The sequence below is a fragment of the Streptomyces sp. NPDC020884 genome (genome assembly GCF_044333935.1).
Classification (GTDB): Bacteria; Actinomycetota; Actinomycetes; order Streptomycetales; family Streptomycetaceae; genus Streptomyces.
The window spans coordinates 134,649-150,371 of the sequence record NZ_JBIRRY010000006.1 but is presented as its reverse complement, the minus strand read 5'-3'; the positions used below and the strand labels follow the sequence as shown (position 1 = coordinate 150,371).

The 15,723-nt window shown below is 71.7% G+C and carries 12 protein-coding genes; 3 read left to right on the top strand and 9 right to left on the bottom strand.

The genetic code is table 11. From position 1 onward, the window contains the following. Nucleotides 1-18: 18 nt before the first annotated feature. On the bottom strand, nt 19-861 hold the full coding sequence (locus ACH4UK_RS20095) for a response regulator transcription factor (RefSeq protein WP_398358019.1): 843 nt from the start codon (nt 859-861) through the stop codon (nt 19-21). A gap of 128 nt (nt 862-989) precedes the next feature. Between ACH4UK_RS20095 and ACH4UK_RS20090 the strand changes: the two genes are divergently transcribed. Together ACH4UK_RS20090 and ACH4UK_RS20085 are read left to right on the top strand one after the other, a co-directional pair. Next, complete coding sequence (locus ACH4UK_RS20090; protein WP_398358017.1) at nt 990-2,666, top strand: AMP-binding protein; 1,677 nt, start codon at nt 990-992, stop codon at nt 2,664-2,666. After that, nucleotides 2,663-4,285 carry an AMP-binding protein gene (locus ACH4UK_RS20085; protein ID WP_398358015.1) on the top strand — a complete coding sequence of 541 codons (1,623 nt, stop codon included), beginning with the start codon at nt 2,663-2,665 and terminating at the stop codon, nt 4,283-4,285. Before ACH4UK_RS20090 ends, ACH4UK_RS20085 begins: the two co-directional genes overlap by 4 nt. 26 nt (nt 4,286-4,311) lie before the next feature. Here ACH4UK_RS20085 and ACH4UK_RS20080 read toward each other — a convergent pair whose 3' ends face one another. From ACH4UK_RS20080 to ACH4UK_RS20070, 3 genes are all read right to left on the bottom strand, one after another. After that, the gene (locus tag ACH4UK_RS20080; RefSeq protein WP_398358013.1) at nt 4,312-4,509 is read right to left on the bottom strand and encodes a hypothetical protein; all 198 of its coding nucleotides are present in this window, start codon (nt 4,507-4,509) and stop codon (nt 4,312-4,314) included. 170 nt (nt 4,510-4,679) lie between these two features. Continuing rightward, the gene (locus ACH4UK_RS20075) at nt 4,680-5,321 is read right to left on the bottom strand and encodes a GNAT family N-acetyltransferase (protein ID WP_398358012.1); all 642 of its coding nucleotides are present in this window, start codon (nt 5,319-5,321) and stop codon (nt 4,680-4,682) included. Between the two features lie 112 nt (nt 5,322-5,433). After that, entirely contained in the window at nt 5,434-6,144 is a 711-nt protein-coding gene (locus ACH4UK_RS20070) for a hypothetical protein (protein ID WP_398358010.1), read from the bottom strand. A gap of 261 nt (nt 6,145-6,405) precedes the next feature. Here ACH4UK_RS20070 and gcl point away from each other — a divergent pair, with 261 nt between their 5' ends. Next, on the top strand, nt 6,406-8,190 hold the full coding sequence (gcl, locus tag ACH4UK_RS20065; protein ID WP_398358008.1) for a glyoxylate carboligase: 1,785 nt from the start codon (nt 6,406-6,408) through the stop codon (nt 8,188-8,190). Between the two features lie 664 nt (nt 8,191-8,854). Here the strand turns inward: gcl and ACH4UK_RS20060 are convergent. The 5 genes from ACH4UK_RS20060 to ACH4UK_RS20040 all read right to left on the bottom strand — a co-directional run bounded on the left by ACH4UK_RS20060 (nt 8,855) and on the right by ACH4UK_RS20040 (nt 15,697). Then, the gene (locus ACH4UK_RS20060; protein WP_398358006.1) at nt 8,855-10,312 is read right to left on the bottom strand and encodes a catalase; all 1,458 of its coding nucleotides are present in this window, start codon (nt 10,310-10,312) and stop codon (nt 8,855-8,857) included. Nucleotides 10,313-10,557: 245 nt separating this feature from the next. Beyond that, complete coding sequence (locus ACH4UK_RS20055; RefSeq protein WP_398358004.1) at nt 10,558-11,451, bottom strand: 2-hydroxy-3-oxopropionate reductase; 894 nt, start codon at nt 11,449-11,451, stop codon at nt 10,558-10,560. Between the two features lie 79 nt (nt 11,452-11,530). Further along, nucleotides 11,531-12,370, bottom strand: a complete 840-nt coding sequence (locus ACH4UK_RS20050; RefSeq protein ID WP_398358003.1) for a TIM barrel protein — start codon at nt 12,368-12,370, stop codon at nt 11,531-11,533. A gap of 216 nt (nt 12,371-12,586) precedes the next feature. Then, nucleotides 12,587-14,035 (bottom strand): cellulose binding domain-containing protein, encoded by a 1,449-nt coding sequence (locus ACH4UK_RS20045; protein ID WP_398358001.1) that lies wholly within the window; start codon nt 14,033-14,035, stop codon nt 12,587-12,589. Between the two features lie 36 nt (nt 14,036-14,071). Next, nucleotides 14,072-15,697: a beta-N-acetylhexosaminidase gene (locus ACH4UK_RS20040; RefSeq protein WP_398357999.1), complete on the bottom strand. Its 1,626-nt coding sequence runs from the start codon at nt 15,695-15,697 to the stop codon at nt 14,072-14,074. Nucleotides 15,698-15,723: the final 26 nt, after the last annotated feature.

The following is a 15,723-nucleotide window of genomic DNA, read 5'->3' as shown; positions in this document are numbered from 1 at the left end:
GCGGCCACGGCACGCGGATCAGGGCAGCAGCCCCGCCCGGCGGGCCGCCACCACCGCCTCCAGCCTGGTGTGCGCCCCCAGCTTCCGCATCGCGGACCGCAGATACCCCTTCACCGTCTCCGGCCGCAGCCCGAGCCGCTCGGCCGCCGCCGCGTTCGTCGCGCCCGCCGCCACGCACGCCACCACGTCCACCTCGCGCGGCGCGAGGTGGACCTCCCGGGCGGCCGGCGCCCGAGCGCCCGACGCCGAGGCCAGGCGCCCGCAGACGTCCAGGAGTTCCTCGCGCAGCGCCGGATCGACGACCCGGGGGGCCAGAGCACGCAGGGCGCGGTGGGCCTCGCGCACGTCCTCCCAGGTGCCGGGCACCGTGTCCGGATCGCTCACCTGCTCCCGGCCCGCCGCCAGCAGCTGCCGGACCTCGTCCCGCACCGCGAGCGACTGCTCCACGTCACGGGCCGCCGCCACCGCCGCGTCGAACGTCCGGTCGCCGAGGGTGACCGGGGTGCGCAGCGCCCCGTACAACACGCCCCGCACCGAACGCCGTACGACGACGGGGACCGCGACGACCGAGCGCAGGCCCTCCGCCGCCACCGCCGCGTCGTACTCGTGACTGATGTGGCGCGAGAAGGCGTAGTCCGTCACCGCGCAGGGCCGGGACAGGGCGATGGCCTTGCCGCCCAGGCCGCTTCCGGCGGAGATGACCAGGCCCCGCAGCGCGCTGGTCTGCGCCCCGTTCAGCTCGGCGATCCGCGCATGGCGCGCGTCGGACAGCAGGCCGCCGAACACGACGGGAAGTCCGCTCGTGCGGCGCAGCCTCAGCAGCGCTGCCTGCATCTCGACCGCATCGTCCGGTTCCGGCACTCCGACGCCCTTTCACCCGGCCCGTGCCGTCCCCCGGACGGGGGAGGGGCCACCCCCGTCCGGGGGTGGTGAGACCTGGGTCACTGTTTGCATGATGTTAGGCGACCGGTCCGTAATGAGGAGGGCACATGTCGGCAACCAGCGCGACCGAGACGTTCCGGGCCGCCCGGGACTTCCTGCTGGAGCACCGCGAGGACTACGCGCGGGCGTACGCGGGCTTCCGCTGGCCCCGGGTGGACCACTTCAACTGGGCGCTGGACTGGTTCGACGTGATCGCGGAGAACAACGACCGCACCGCCCTGCACATCGTGGAGGAGGACGGCCGGCGCACCGAGGTGTCCTTCGCTGCGATGTCCGAACGCTCCGACCGGGCCGCCAACTGGTTGCAGGGGCAGGGCGTGCGGGAGGGCGACCGCATCCTGGTGATGCTCGGCAACCAGGTCGAGCTGTGGGAGACCGCCCTCGCCGCGATGAAGCTGCGCGCCGTCGTCATCCCCGCCACCCCGCTGCTCGGCCCCGCCGACCTGCGCGACCGGGTGGAGCGCGGCCGGGTGCGCCATGTGCTGGTGCGCGACACGGACACCGCGAAGTTCGACGAGGTCCCCGGCCGCTACACGCGGATCGCGGTGGGCGCGGACGTGGCGGGCTGGCTGCCGTACGCGGACGCGGCCGAGGCGTCCGCCGCGTTCACGCCCGGCCGGGAGACGGACGCGGACGAACCGCTGATGCTCTACTTCACCTCCGGCACCACGGCCAGCCCCAAACTGGTCGAGCACACCCATGTGTCCTATCCCGTGGGCCACTTGTCGACGATGTACTGGATCGGGCTCAAACCGGGCGACGTCCATCTGAACATCTCCTCGCCCGGCTGGGCCAAGCACGCCTGGTCGAACCTCTTCGCCCCGTGGACCGCCGAGGCCACCGTCTTCATCTTCAACTACACCCGCTTCGACGCGGGCCGTCTGATGGCCGAGATGGACCGCTCGGGCATCACGAGCTTCTGCGCCCCGCCCACCGTCTGGCGGATGCTCATCCAGGCGGACCTGGGCCAGCTGAAGGTCCCGCCGCGCGAGGTCGTCGCGGCGGGGGAGCCGCTAAACCCGGAGGTCATCGAGACGGTCCGGCGGGAGTGGGGCGTCACCATCCGGGACGGCTTCGGACAGACGGAGACCGCCGTCCAGGTCGCCAACACCCCCGGCCAGCTCCTCAAGACCGGCTCCATGGGCCGCCCAAGCCCCGGCTTCACCGTAGAACTGCTGGACCCGGTCACCGGCCGGCCCGGGGCGGCCGAGGGCGAGATCTCCCTCGACCTGGCCGACCGCCCGATCGGCCTGATGACCGGCTACCACGGTGACCCGGACCGCACCGCCGAGGCGATGGCCGGCGGCTACTACCGCACCGGGGACATCGGCGCACGCGACGAGGACGGCTACATCACCTATGTCGGCCGCGCCGACGACGTGTTCAAGGCCTCCGACTACAAGATCTCGCCGTTCGAGCTGGAGAGCGCCCTCCTGGAGCACGAGGCGGTCGCCGAGGCCGCGGTGGTGCCCGCCCCCGACCCGGTCCGCCTTTCCGTCCCGAAGGCGTACGTCGTGCTCGCGGCGGGCTGGGAGCCGGGACCGGACACCGCCAAGCTCCTCTTCGAGCACTCCCGGGCGGTTCTCGCCCCGTACAAACGCATCCGCAGGCTGGAGTTCGCGGAACTGCCCAAGACCGTCTCGGGCAAGATCCGCCGCATCGAGCTCCGCGAACGCACCGCCCTGGGCGGCGGCGCCGAGTTCGACGAGGGGGACCTGAAGTGAGCGCTCTGCCGCACGGGAAGTTGTCCTACGCGCACGGCACCGGCGACACGGAGCTGCTGGGCGACACCATCGGCCGCAACCTCGACCGTGCCATCGCCGCGCACGGCGACCGCGAGGCGCTGGTCGACGTGGTGTCGGGCCGCCGCTGGACGTACACGGAATTCGGCGCGGACGTCGAGGAGCTGGCCCGCGCGCTCATGGCGTCCGGGGTGGCGAAGGGCGACCGGGTCGGCATCTGGGCGGTCAACTGCCCCGAGTGGGTGCTCGTCCAGTACGCCACGGCCCGCATCGGGGCCGTCATGGTCACCATCAACCCCGCCTACCGCGCCCACGAGGTGGAGTTCGTCCTCGTCCAGGCCGGCATCACTCTGCTCGTCGCCTCCCTCTCCCACCGCACCAGCGACTACCGCGCCCTCGTCGACGAGGTCCGCGCCGACTGCCCGGACCTGCGCGCCGTCCACTACATCGGCGACCCGTCCTGGGACGAGCTGACCGCCGCCGCCCCCGCCGTCACCGGGGAGCAACTGGCCGCCCGGGAGGCCGAGCTGTCCTGCGACGACCCGATCAACATCCAGTACACCTCGGGAACCACGGGCTTCCCCAAGGGGGCGACGCTCTCCCACCACAACATCCTCAACAACGGGCATTCCGTGGGGGAGACGATCGCCTACACGCAGGAGGACCGGGTCTGCCTCCCGGTGCCCTTCTACCACTGCTTCGGCATGGTGATGGGCAACCTCGCCAGCACCTCCCACGGCGCCTGCATCGTGATCCCGGGCCCGTCCTTCGAGCCCGCCGCCGTGCTGGCCGCCGTCGAGCAGGAGCGCTGCACCTCGCTGTACGGCGTGCCGACGATGTTCATCGCGGAGCTGAACCTGCCGGACTTCGCGGCGTACGACCTCTCCTCGCTGCGCACCGGGATCATGGCCGGTTCGCCCTGCCCGGCCGAGGTGATGAAGCGGGTCGTCGCCGAGATGCACATGGCCGAGGTGTCCATCTGCTACGGGATGACGGAGACCTCTCCCGTCTCCACCCAGACCCGCCGCGACGACGACCTGGGGCGCCGCACGGGCACGGTGGGCCGGGTGCTGCCGCACATCGAGGTCAAGATCGTCGACCCGGTCACCGGCGTCACGCTGCCGCGCGGCAGCGCCGGGGAACTGCGCACCCGGGGCTACAGCGTGATGCTCGGCTACTGGGACCAGCCCGACCGCACCGCCGAGGTGATCGACGCGGGGCGGTGGATGCACACCGGCGACCTCGCGGTGATGGGCGAGGACGGATACGTCCAGGTCGTCGGCCGGATCAAGGACATGATCATCCGAGGCGGCGAGAACGTGTACCCACGGGAGATCGAGGAGTTCCTGTACGGCCACCCGAAGATCGCCGACGTCCAGGTGGTCGGGGTGCCGGACGAGCGCTACGGCGAGGAGATCCTGGCCTGTGTCATCCCCCGGGACCCGGCCGACCCGCCGACCCTGGAGGAGGTCGCCGGGTACTGCCGGGAGCGGCTCGCGCACTTCAAGGTCCCACGCGGGCTGCGGATCCTGGAGTCCTTCCCGATGACGGTGAGCGGCAAGGTCCGCAAGATCGAACTACGCGAGACGTACGCGGACTGAGCCTGCCTGTCGTCTCGGGCGTCCCCTCAGGCGGCTTCGATGATGTCGGGGCCGCCCCGGGTCGCCGCCGCCCACTCGATGAGCAGCACCTCGTACGTCGCCGCCTCCCTCGGGGACCAGTCCTGTCCGGAGGAGTCGACGAGCGCGCGGATGGCCTCGTTGGCCTGCTCGGCGGCGGGCGCGGGGCGGTCTGCGGGGAGGGAGCTGTCCGGGAGTAAGGCCATGCGCACAGCTTAGACCCACCGGCAATCGGGGGGTGGGAGAAGGAGCGGGGCTGGGTGCGTGCAGCTGCAAGGCGGAGGATTGAGTCAACGCGGAGCGTTGGTGATTGACGACAACGCCGCAGATGTGCGTGCCCAGCCCCGCGACGCCGCCCCCCGATTGCCGGTGGGTCTTAAGCGCCACCACGGACAGCCACGGCTGTCGCGGCGTCCGAGGACCCCTCCGATGCTCCCGAAGGTTCCGGGACCCGCGGAGGCTCGACGGGCCCCGGAGTGTCCGGCGGGCGGGCGGCGGAGGTCAGTTCGCGCCGCATGCAGACCCGGGGCCAGCGGTCCAGGCCGTGCTGGGCCTCCTCGGCGCGGATCGCCCGCAGCCCGTCGGTGAGTTCGCCCTCGGGCAGGATCCGGAAGCCGATGCGGACGTAGTACGGGGCGTTCCACGGCACATCGGTGAAGGTGGTCAGGGTGAGCGCCGCCATCCCCCGGGCCGAGGCCAGGGCGGCGAGGTGGGCGATCAGGTTCCGGCCGATGCCCCGGCGGGCGGCGGCGGGGTCGACCGAGACCTGCTCGATGTGCAGGGCGTCGTCGACGGGGTCGGCGAGCACATAGCCGAGCGGCCGGTCGCCGGTGGCCGAGAGTGGGTCGGTGGCCACCCAGCAGCGGCCTGCCAGCCGGTAGCTCTCCAGCAGGTCGAGCGGGGGCGGATCGTCGTCGGCCACGAAGGCCATGCCCAGGGTGCGGAACGGTTCCCCTGCGGCGCGCTCGATGTCCTGGAGAAGCGGAAGTTCCGAGCGTCTGGCGGAGCGGATACGCATGTACTCAGTGTGCCGCGCCGGACGGCGGACCGGTACGCGGTGGCCGGATCGGGATGGCCGGAGGGCGGGCGCCGGCCAGGGCCCTGCCGGGACCTCGGGTGGCCGGGGCTGCTCAGGCCCCCGTGCTGACCAGCTCGTCCGCAGGGCCGTTCACCGGCTGCGGGGTCCCGGTGAGGTCGATGACGAAGAGCGGGAGCCCGATGCCGTCCGCGCGGGACCGGGCGTCGGCCGCGTACCCCGCGAGGGAGAAGAACACGCCGGTCACCGAGGCGCCCAGGGCGTTCAGCCACAGGCACTCGACCGCGCGCAGCGTCGTCGGCCGGGTGCTGGAGTCGACCCGCGCGATCAGGCCGTCGGCCCGCAGGTCGATCCCGGAGGCGGGGCCCGCCCCGGGCCGGCCGACGTCGGGGTAGCCCAGCCAGGTCAGATAAAGGCCGGCCGCGCTGACCGCGTCGTGGCCCGTACGGATGGTCATCGGCCGGAACGCCGGGCGCGGGTGCGCGGCGGTGCGGGGCAGCGGGATGTGGGCGGGGGCGACCGGGCCGGCCGGGTCCGGCGCGGCGGCCGCCGGGCGCACCGGTATCCGCAGGACGGTCCCGCAGGGGCAGCACAGCTCGGGCTGCGGCCACTGGTCCTCCCGCGCGCAGGACGCGCAGCGGACGGTGACCCAGGCCTCGCTCCAGCTGCGGTGGGTGACCAGGACCGCCGGGACGCCCCGCAGCAGCGGCGGGGCGGTGGGGGTCCCGCAGGGGCAGGGGTACGCCGGTGTTCTGTAGGCGTGGTCCCGGCTGCAGACAGGGCACCGTACCGGCACGGACTCCACGATCGTCTCCCTCCGGCACGGACGGCGCGGCCGACTGCGCTCCGTGCCTCCCTCGTCACAGCATCGTCCACCAGGAGCGAGGCTCTGGGGAGGGGATTGGCGCACTTCGTCCGGGCGGTCGGCGGCACACGCTCTTGACGGCGGTCGTCCCACGTTTTAGATTGCTTCCGTATAGCAGAACTGAATTTCCGTAATGCGGAATTGGTGCTCTCAGGTGGCGCGACAGAGCCCGACTCCACCAATCCCGAGCAGGAGCACTCAATGCCTCGTATGACCGCTGCCCGAGCGGCAGTTGAGATCCTCAAGCGCGAAGGCGTCAGCAACGCGTTCGGTGTGCCGGGTGCGGCGATCAACCCCTTCTACGCGGCCCTCAAGGCCTCCGGCGGGGTGCAGCACACCCTGGCCCGGCACGTCGAGGGCGCCTCCCACATGGCCGAGGGCTACACCCGGGCCACGGCCGGCAACATCGGCGTCTGCATCGGTACGTCGGGCCCGGCGGGCACCGACATGATCACCGGTCTGTACTCCGCCATCGCCGACTCCATCCCGATCCTCTGCATCACCGGCCAGGCGCCGACGGACGCGCTCCACAAGGAGTCGTTCCAGGCCGTCGACATCGCGTCGATCGCCAAGCCGGTCACCAAGGCGGCGACGACCGTCCTGGAGGCCGCGCAGGTCCCCGGCGTGTTCCAGCAGGCCTTCCACCTGATGCGCACCGGCCGGCCCGGCCCGGTCCTCATCGACCTGCCGATCGACGTCCAGCTCACCGAGATCGAGTTCGACCCCGAGCTGTACGAGCCCCTCCCGGTGCACAAGCCCGCGGCCTCCCGCAAGCAGATCGAGCGGGCGATCCAGATGCTGAACGCCTCGGAGCGCCCGGTGCTCGTCGCGGGCGGCGGCATCATCAACGCCGACGCCTCCGAGCTCCTGGTGGAGTTCGCCGAGCTGACCGGCGTCCCGGTCATCCCGACCCTGATGGGCTGGGGCATCCTCCCCGACGACCACGAGCTGAACGCCGGCATGGTGGGCCTGCAGACCTCGCACCGCTACGGCAACGCGAACTTCCTGGAGTCCGACTTCGTCCTCGGCATCGGCAACCGCTGGGCCAACCGTCACACCGGCGAGATCGGCGTCTACACCCAGGGCCGCACCTTCGTCCACGTGGACATCGAGCCCACCCAGCTCGGCAAGATCTTCGCCCCGGACCTCGGCATCGCCTCCGACGCCAAGGCCGCGCTGAAGCTCTTCGTCGAGGTGGCGCGCGAGCTGAAGGCCGCGGGCGAGCTGAAGGACCGTTCGGTCTGGGCCGCCTCCACGCAGGAGCGCAAGGCGACCCTCCAGCGCCGGACCCACTTCGACAACGTGCCGCTCAAGCCGCAGCGCGTGTACGAGGAGATGAACCGGGCGTTCGGCCCGGAGACCCGTTACGTCACCACGATCGGGCTCTCCCAGATCGCCGGCGCGCAGATGCTGCACGTCTACAAGCCCCGCCACTGGATCAACTGCGGCCAGGCGGGCCCCCTCGGCTGGACGATCCCGGCTGCGCTGGGCGTCGCCACCGCGGACCCGGAGGGCACGGTCGTCGCCCTGTCCGGCGACTACGACTTCCAGTTCATGCTGGAGGAGCTGGCCGTCGGCGCGCAGCACCGCATCCCGTACGTGCACGTCCTGGTGAACAACTCCTACCTGGGGCTCATCCGCCAGGCGCAGCGCAACTTCGACATCGACTTCCAGGTCAACCTGGAGTTCGAGAACATCAACTCCCCGGAGCTGGGCGTCTACGGCGTGGACCACGTCAAGGTCGTCGAGGGCCTCGGCTGCAAGGCGATCCGGGTCACCGAGCCGGACCAGCTGCTGCCGGCCTTCGAGGAGGCGAAGAAGCTGGCCGCGGAGTTCCGGGTGCCGGTGGTCGTCGAGGCGATCCTGGAGCGGGTCACGAACATCGCGATGAGCGGTAGTGACATCGCGTCGGTCAACGAGTTCGAGGACATCGCCACGGACCCGTCCCACGCCCCCACCGCGATCCGCCCCCTGACGGCGTCCTGACCCCACCCGTCACCCACGAGGGCCCCTGCCCCGGAGAACCCCTCCGGGCCAGGGGCCCTCGCCGCGTATCCAGTCTGCCCGGGGGTGCGCCCCCCCCAGCCTGCCCGGCGTTTGAGGGCGGAACCCTGGAGCGGGTGGGCCCGCACTCGCTGAACAGGGCTGAGGGCGTGTCCCTCACGCAGGGAACGGCTCGCTCCAGAGCCCCGGTTCCGTCCTCAAGCGCCGGACGGGCTGGAAGTGCGGGCTCACGCCAGAGCCCCGGGTCAGTCCTCAAGCGCCGGACGGGCTGGGGGTGCGGGACGCGGGCCCACGCAGTGGCAACGGTTCCGGGTGGCCACGGGGCCGTCCTCAAACGCCGGACGGGCTGGAAGTGCGGGACGTGGGCCCACGCCGTGGCCGGGCACGTGAAAGGGCGCGGAGTACGGGACCGTATCCGTACTCCGCGCCCTCGTTCATGGGGTGACGCAAAGGTGTCGCTCGGGTGACAGGGACCGCGGCGGCGGCGATCGGCCCGGGGAAGCCGGCTCCTTCAGGTCAGGAGACGGTCCCCGGGTCCTTCACCACCGCACTGGCATCGCTCGACCGCCGCGGCCTCGTCGTCCTGCCCGCGCCGCGCGGCACCCCTCATCCGGGTGCGCGGTGCGGGCAGGGTTCAGGGGGTGGCCTAGTCCTCGCGCAGGGCGCGGACGGCCTTCTCCACGCGCTTGCCGTAGTCGGCGTCGGCGGCGTGGAAGTGGGCGAGGTTCTTCTCGATCACGTCGTCGCGGGTGACCTGCGAGAGGCCTCCGGCGATGTTCGCGACCAGGCGGCCCTTCTCGTCCTCCGACATGAGCCGGAAGAGTTCGCCCGCCTGGAAGAAGTCGTCGTCCTTGGTGTGGGCGGGCGCCTCGTGCGTGCCCGTCCAGCCGTGGATCGCGAGCGGGGCGGCGAGCGCCGCGTCGGTCTGCGCCGGACCGGCGTACGAGTTGGGCTCGTAGTTCTTGTCGTGGCGCGAGCCGTTGCGGGTCGCGTGGATGCCGTCGCGGCCGTAGTTGTCCACGACGGCGGTCCTCGGCGCGTTCACCGGCAGGTGGGTGTGGTTGACGCCCAGGCGGTAGCGGTGCGCGTCCGCGTAGGCGAACAGCCGGCCCTGGAGCATCTTGTCCGGGGAGGGACCGATGCCGGGCACGAAGTTGTTCGGGGAGAACGCGGACTGCTCGACCTCGGCGAAGACGTTGTCCGGGTTGCGGTCCAGGACCAGGCGGCCGACCCGCTGGAGCGGGTAGTCGCTGTGCGGCCACACCTTGGTGAGGTCGAACGGGTTGAACCGGTAGTCGGCGGCGTCGGCGGCCGGCATCACCTGGACGTGCAGCGTCCAGGAGGGGTTGACGCCGCGCTCGATGGCCTGGAGCAGGTCCGTCTGGTGGGAGTTGGCGTCCTTGCCGACGAGCTCGGCGGCCTGCTCGCCGGAGAGGGACCGCACGCCCTGGTTCGTCTTGAAGTGGTACTTGACGAAGAAGGCCTCGCCCTCGGCGTTCGTCCACTGGTAGGTGTGCGAGCCGTAGCCGTTCATGTGACGGTACGAGGCGGGGATGCCGCGGTCGCCCATCAGCCAGGTGATCTGGTGCGTCGCCTCGGGGGCGTGCGCCCAGAAGTCCCAGACGTTGTCCGGCTCCTGCTTGCCCGTGAACGGGTCGCGCTTCTGCGAGTGGATGAAGTCGGGGAACTTGATCGGGTCCTTGATGAAGAACACCGGGGTGTTGTTGCCGACCAGGTCGTAATTGCCCTCGTCCGTATAGAACTTGAGGGCGAAACCGCGCGGGTCGCGGACCGCGTCCGCGCCGCCGAGCGAGTCGGCGACGGTCGAGAAGCGGATGAACGTCTCGGTGCGCTTGCCCACCTGGGAGAGGAAGTCGGCGCGGGTGAAGCCGGTGACGTCGTCGGTCACCTCGAAGTAGCCGTACGCGCCGGAGCCGCGGGCGTGGACCACGCGCTCCGGGATGCGCTCACGGTTGAAGCGGGCGAGCTTCTCCAGGAGGTGCTGGTCCTGGAGGAGGATCGGTCCGCCGACACCGGCGGTGGCGGAGTTCTGGTTGTCGGCGACCGGGGCGCCTGACTCGGTCGTGAGCACACGCTTAGCCATGTGGCGGGAGGACCTTTCGTACGAGCTGCTGACGGCTTGAGGAGCGTAGATTCGCCGCGGGGCAACGTCAACAGTTTGTTGAAAACGAAGTGTGTGGTTCCGGGCCGCGGCAGCGCCTGGGCGCGACAGGACAGGTGTCAGCGCCACCGCGGCCCGGAGAATGTGGGGCCCGTCGTGCGGGCCGTGGCCCCGGGGGCGGACCGGCGATCGTGGCCGGTCGCCCCTTCGCGGGGCCGGGGGAGGGATCAGACCTGGGAGCCGGACAGCCGCTCGACCGAGCGCAGCAGCGCCGAGTGGTCCAGGCCGCCGTCGCCCTGGGCGCGCAGCGAGGCGACCAGCTGGGCGACCACACCGCCGACGGGCAGCGCCGCGCCGACGTTGCGGGCGGCGTCCGTGACGATGCCCATGTCCTTGTGGTGCAGGTCGATCCGGAAGCCGGGGGCGAAGTCCCGCTTCAGGAAGTTGTCCTTCTTGCGGGTCAGCACGGTCGAGCCGGCCAGACCGCCGTTGAGGACGTCCAGCGCGGCGGCGAGGTCCACCCCGGACTTCTCCAGGAAGACCACGGCCTCGGCGCAGGCCTGGATGTTGACCGCGACGATGAGCTGGTTGGCCGCCTTCACCGTCTGGCCGGAGCCGTGCGGGCCGCAGAGCACGATGGTCTTGCCGAGCGCGTCGAGGAGCGGCTTCGCGGCGTCGAAGTCCGCCTGCTCGCCGCCGACCATGATGGACAGGACGGCCTCGATGGCGCCGGCCTCGCCGCCGGAGACCGGTGCGTCCAGGACGCGGATGCCCTTCGGCGCCGCGTTCTTGGCGAGGTCCACGGAGGTCTGCGGGGTGATGGAGGACATGTCCACCAGCAGCGCGCCGCGCTTGGCGTTCTCCAGGATGCCGTCGGCGCCGTAGGCGATGGCCTCGACCTGCGGGGAGGCGGGCACCATCGTGATGACGACATCCGCGTCCTTGACCGCGTCCGCGATCGAGGAGGCGCCGGTGCCGCCGGCCGCGACCAGCCGGTCGACCTTGTCCTGCTCCAGGGTGTATCCGGTGACGTCGTAACCGGCCTTGATCAGGTTCTCGGACATGGGGGAGCCCATGATGCCGAGGCCGATCCACGCAACCTTGGGGAGGTTGTTGCTCATGAGGGTGCCTTCCTGAAAAACGTGTGTACGTGAGGGGGTCGGGTGCGGCCGGAGGCCGCCCCGGCCCGTCCGCGGCCGGTCAGTGGGCCGCTCGGGCCGACGCCGGGAGCCAGTCGAAGGACTCCGCGCTCGGCCGGTCGCCCGGCTTGTACTCCAGGCCGACCCAGCCCGCGTACCCGGCGTCCTTCAGCTCGTCGAGGAGCTGCTCCAGCGGGAGCGAGCCGGTGCCCGGCGCGCCGCGGCCCGGGTTGTCGGCGATCTGGACGTGGCCGGTCTTCGCGGCGTACGCCTTGATGACCTGGCTCAGGTCCTCGCCGTTCATCGAGAGGTGGTAGAGGTCCAGCAGGAACTTGGCGTTCCCGAGGCCCGTCGCCGCGTTGACCTTGTCGACGACCTCGATCGCGGCCGGTGCGCTGACCAGCGGATAGAGCGGCGACTCGGGCTTGTTGAGCGTCTCGACCAGGAGGATCGCCCCGATGCGGTCCGCCGCGCGGGCGGCCGTCACCAGGTTCTCCAGGGCGAGCGCGTCCTGGACCTGCGGGTCCGTGCCCTCGACGCGGTTGCCGTACAGCGCGTTGAGCGCCGTGCAGCCGACCGAGGCGGCGAAGTCGGCCGCCACCTCGATGTTGGCCCGGAAGCGGTCCGACTCCGTGCCGGGCACGGAGAGCGCGCCGCGGTCGGGGCCGGGCAGCTGTCCGGCGTAGAAGTTCAGCCCCACCAGCTGGGTGCCGGCGTCGTCGAGCGCCTTCTTGAGGGCGTCGAGCTCCGCCTGCGGCGGGGTGGGGGTCTCGATCCAGGGCCACCACAGCTCGACCGCGGTGAAGCCCGCCGCGGCGGCTGCCGCGGGACGCTCCAGGAGCGGGAGTTCCGTGAAGAGGATCGAAAGGTTCACATTGAAGCGCTGGTCCGGGTATCCCATGAGGATGTCGGCGCTCCTTCCGTATTGCGGAAGTTAGTTTCTGCTTAACGGAAGATTGCCCGGAGGGTGGCAGGGCTGTCAAGGGGGTGCCGGAAAATTGGCCCCGGTCGCGGGCGTACGGAATCGGTGGCGCGGGCGCCCCCGGGCATACGAAAGCGGGGCGGGGGCCGCCCTCGACCCCCGCCCCGCCCGGCTCTCACGCCGTACGCGCGGTCCCTATCCCGCCGGGACCGTGTCCTCGAAGGACGTTCCCGCACCTCGGTACGCGCCGACCATCGCGTTGACCTGTGCCGGGGTGAGCACCTCGTCCTTGACGTGCAGGACGTAGTCCACCTGCTGGTCGTAGGAGCGAGGGGTGGTGCTCGGCTGCCCTTCGAGGTCGATCAGCCACTGGTTGAAGTTGATCGACATCGGCCGCTCGGGGAGGTAGGCCGCCCCGTGCGTCCCGAAGTGCTGCCCGTCGATGTAGTAGGTGATCTCGTTGTCGTCGATCGTCACCACCAGGTCGTGCCAGCCCGCGAACGACTGCCGCGACTCGCTGTGCGCGTTGACCGCCTCCCACGGGTCGGGCCGGTAGGTCTCCCACGACGTCGTGTAGAGGATGTTCGCCGGCTCGCCCCAGCCGCCGTTGGGCAGATACTCGAAGTCGTACTCCGCGTAGTCGTCCGCCATCGGCGCCTTCAGGTCGTTGATGGTGAAGAAGGTCTGCACGATCCGGTCGCCGTCCGGACCCGAGCGCGGCGCGTCGCTGAACTTCACCCGGGACGCGTACGTCCCGTTCTTGAACTTCATCGACTGCGTCAGGATCTCGGTGTGCTTCGTCGACGCCCCGGTGCCCGCCGACGAGGTCTCCAGGTTCATCACCGAGTTCCCGCTCTGGTCGGCGAAGGTGACGTTCTCCGGGGCCCAGGTCGCGCCCGGCACCCCCGGACCGCCGGAGTTGGACCGTACGCTCCAGCCGTTCGCGTTGATCTTCGGGTCGGTGTGGGAGCTGTAGTCGAAGTCGTCGAACAGCTTCGGCGCGTCCCCCGGCGGGTCGGTGGGCGGGTCCGTCGGGTCCGGCGGGTCGGTCGGGCCGTTCCCTCCGGGCGCCTCGCCCCAGACGGTCGCGCCCGCGACATGGGCCGTCACCTTGGACCAGTCGCCGTAGGCGGACCGCTCGGCGCCGAAGGAGTAGTCGTCGGACTGGACGAGGGAGGCCCAGGAGCTCTGGTGGAAGCGGAGCTGCAGGTCGCCGGTGTCCGCGCCCGGCGCCAGCGAACCGGCGCCGGCCGTGAAGCCGATCTCCAGATAGCGGTCGGCGGTGGCGGTCGGACTGGCGAGCGTCCCGAACGTACCGGTGATGTTCGCGCACCCCTTCACCGCCCAGGAACAGGCGAACCGGTAGGCGGCGGACGCGGAGTCGGCCTTGAAGTAGTAGCGCACCTTGACGCTGCTCAGCGGTACGGAAGTGGCGCCGGCGTTACGGACCTTCAGCCACGGCTCGCTCTGGTCCGCGCTCGCACCGGACGCGCTCGTGCGGTACTGGACCACGATCCCGTCCGCCGCGGCGGACGCCGAGGACGGGAGGGCGGCCAGACCGGTGGCGGCCAGGGCCACGGCGGCGGCCGACGCGGCGGCGGTGCGCAGCCTGCTCCGGCGGGGATTCTTGGGCGGTGTGTTCACAGGCGTGTTCCTCTCCGGAACGATGGTGGGGGACGGTTACGGGTGGAGTCGCGCTGTTCCTGCGGACGGGGACGGGGATGGTGTCGGGGACGCGGCGGCCGTCGCGAGCGACCGCGCGTCCAGCGGGCGGTAGGGGACGCCCAGGGCGTCCAGCCGGGCGGTGTGGTGACGCAGCCGCTCGACGAACCCCGGCCAGTCGCCGCGCCCGCCGGACCAGGAACGGTCGGCCAGCGCGCAGAGCCGCGGGTAGCTGAGGTACTCGATCTCCTCGGGGGTGCGGGCGTACTCGGTCCACACCTGGGCCTGGGTCCCGAGCACCCGGGCCCGTTCCTCCTCCGGCCAGTGCTCCGGAGCCGGTTCGTACCCGTGGACCGTGTGCAGGTCGACCGGCGCTCCCGGTTGGGCGACCGGCTCGGACGGGTCCCCGGACTGGGCGTAGTCGAGGTAGGTCGCCCGGTGGTGCGCGGCGATCACCTGATGGCCGCGGCGGGCGGCGGCCCGCGCGTGCGAGGAGTCGCGCCAGGTCATCACCGTGAACTCCGGGGGGAGTTCGGCGCCGTTCTCGACCCAGCCGAGCGGAATGCGGCCGCGCTCCACGAGGAACGCCCCGACCCGGCCCATGAACCAGCCGTGCAGCTCCGCCGGGTCCGCGAGCCCCAGTGCCGCCGCGCGTTCCCGGGCCGCCGGGCTCTCCTCCCACTCGGTGGTCGGACACTCCTCGCCCCCGATGTGGACGTACGGCGACGGGAAGACGTCCATCACCTCCTCCAGCACCGCGCGGCAGAAGTCGAAGACCCCCTCGTGCACGCCGAGGATCGTGTCGCACACCCCCCAGCGGGTCCACACGTCCAGCGCGCGTCCCGGGTGGTTGCCCAGCTCCGGGTAGGCGGCGAGCGCGGCCCGCACATGGCCGGGCATCTCGATCTCCGGTACGACGGTGACGCCGAGCTCCGCCGCGTACCGCACCAGGTCCCGCAGCTCCGCCTTGGTGTAGGACCCCTCGTGCGGCACCGCGTCGAAGTGCGCCCCGTCCGGACCGGTCGGCCCCTTCTGCGACCTGGCCCGCCGGGAGCCGACCGAGATCAGCCGGGGGTAGGCGTCGACCGGCATCCGCCAGCCCTGGTCGTCGGTGAGGTGCAGGTGCAGGACGTTCAGCTTGTGCAGCGCCAACAGGTCCACGTACCGGCGCAGTTGGCCGACCGGCTGGAAGCGCCGCGCCACGTCCAGCATCGCGCCGCGCCAGGGCCGGTCCGGTACGTCGGTGATCTCCACGCACGGCACCTCCCAGGACCCGGATCCCCGCGCGCCGCCCGACAGGGCCTCCGCGGGCAGCAGTTGGCGGATCGTCTGCACGCCCCGGAGCAGCCCGGTGGGACGGGCGGCGCGCAGCAGGAGCGCCTGCGGTCCGATCGTGAGCCCGTACCCCTCCTCGCCGAGGCCGCCCAGCCGGCCGTCCAGCGCGAGGACGACCCGGCCGTCCGGCGACGGGGCCAGCGGCAGCCCGGCGGCGGGGCCGACCAGGGAGCGCAGCAGGTCCGCCGCCGGTTCCGCGCCCGGCAGCGCCCGGACGGTGGTCTCCCGGTCGAGGGTGAGCCGGCCGCCCAGCGAGGAGACCTTGGTGGGCCGGGGGAGGAGGGAGAGAGCGGGACGCGGTGCGGGCACGGGGGCCTCCGGATGCGGTGCGCGGA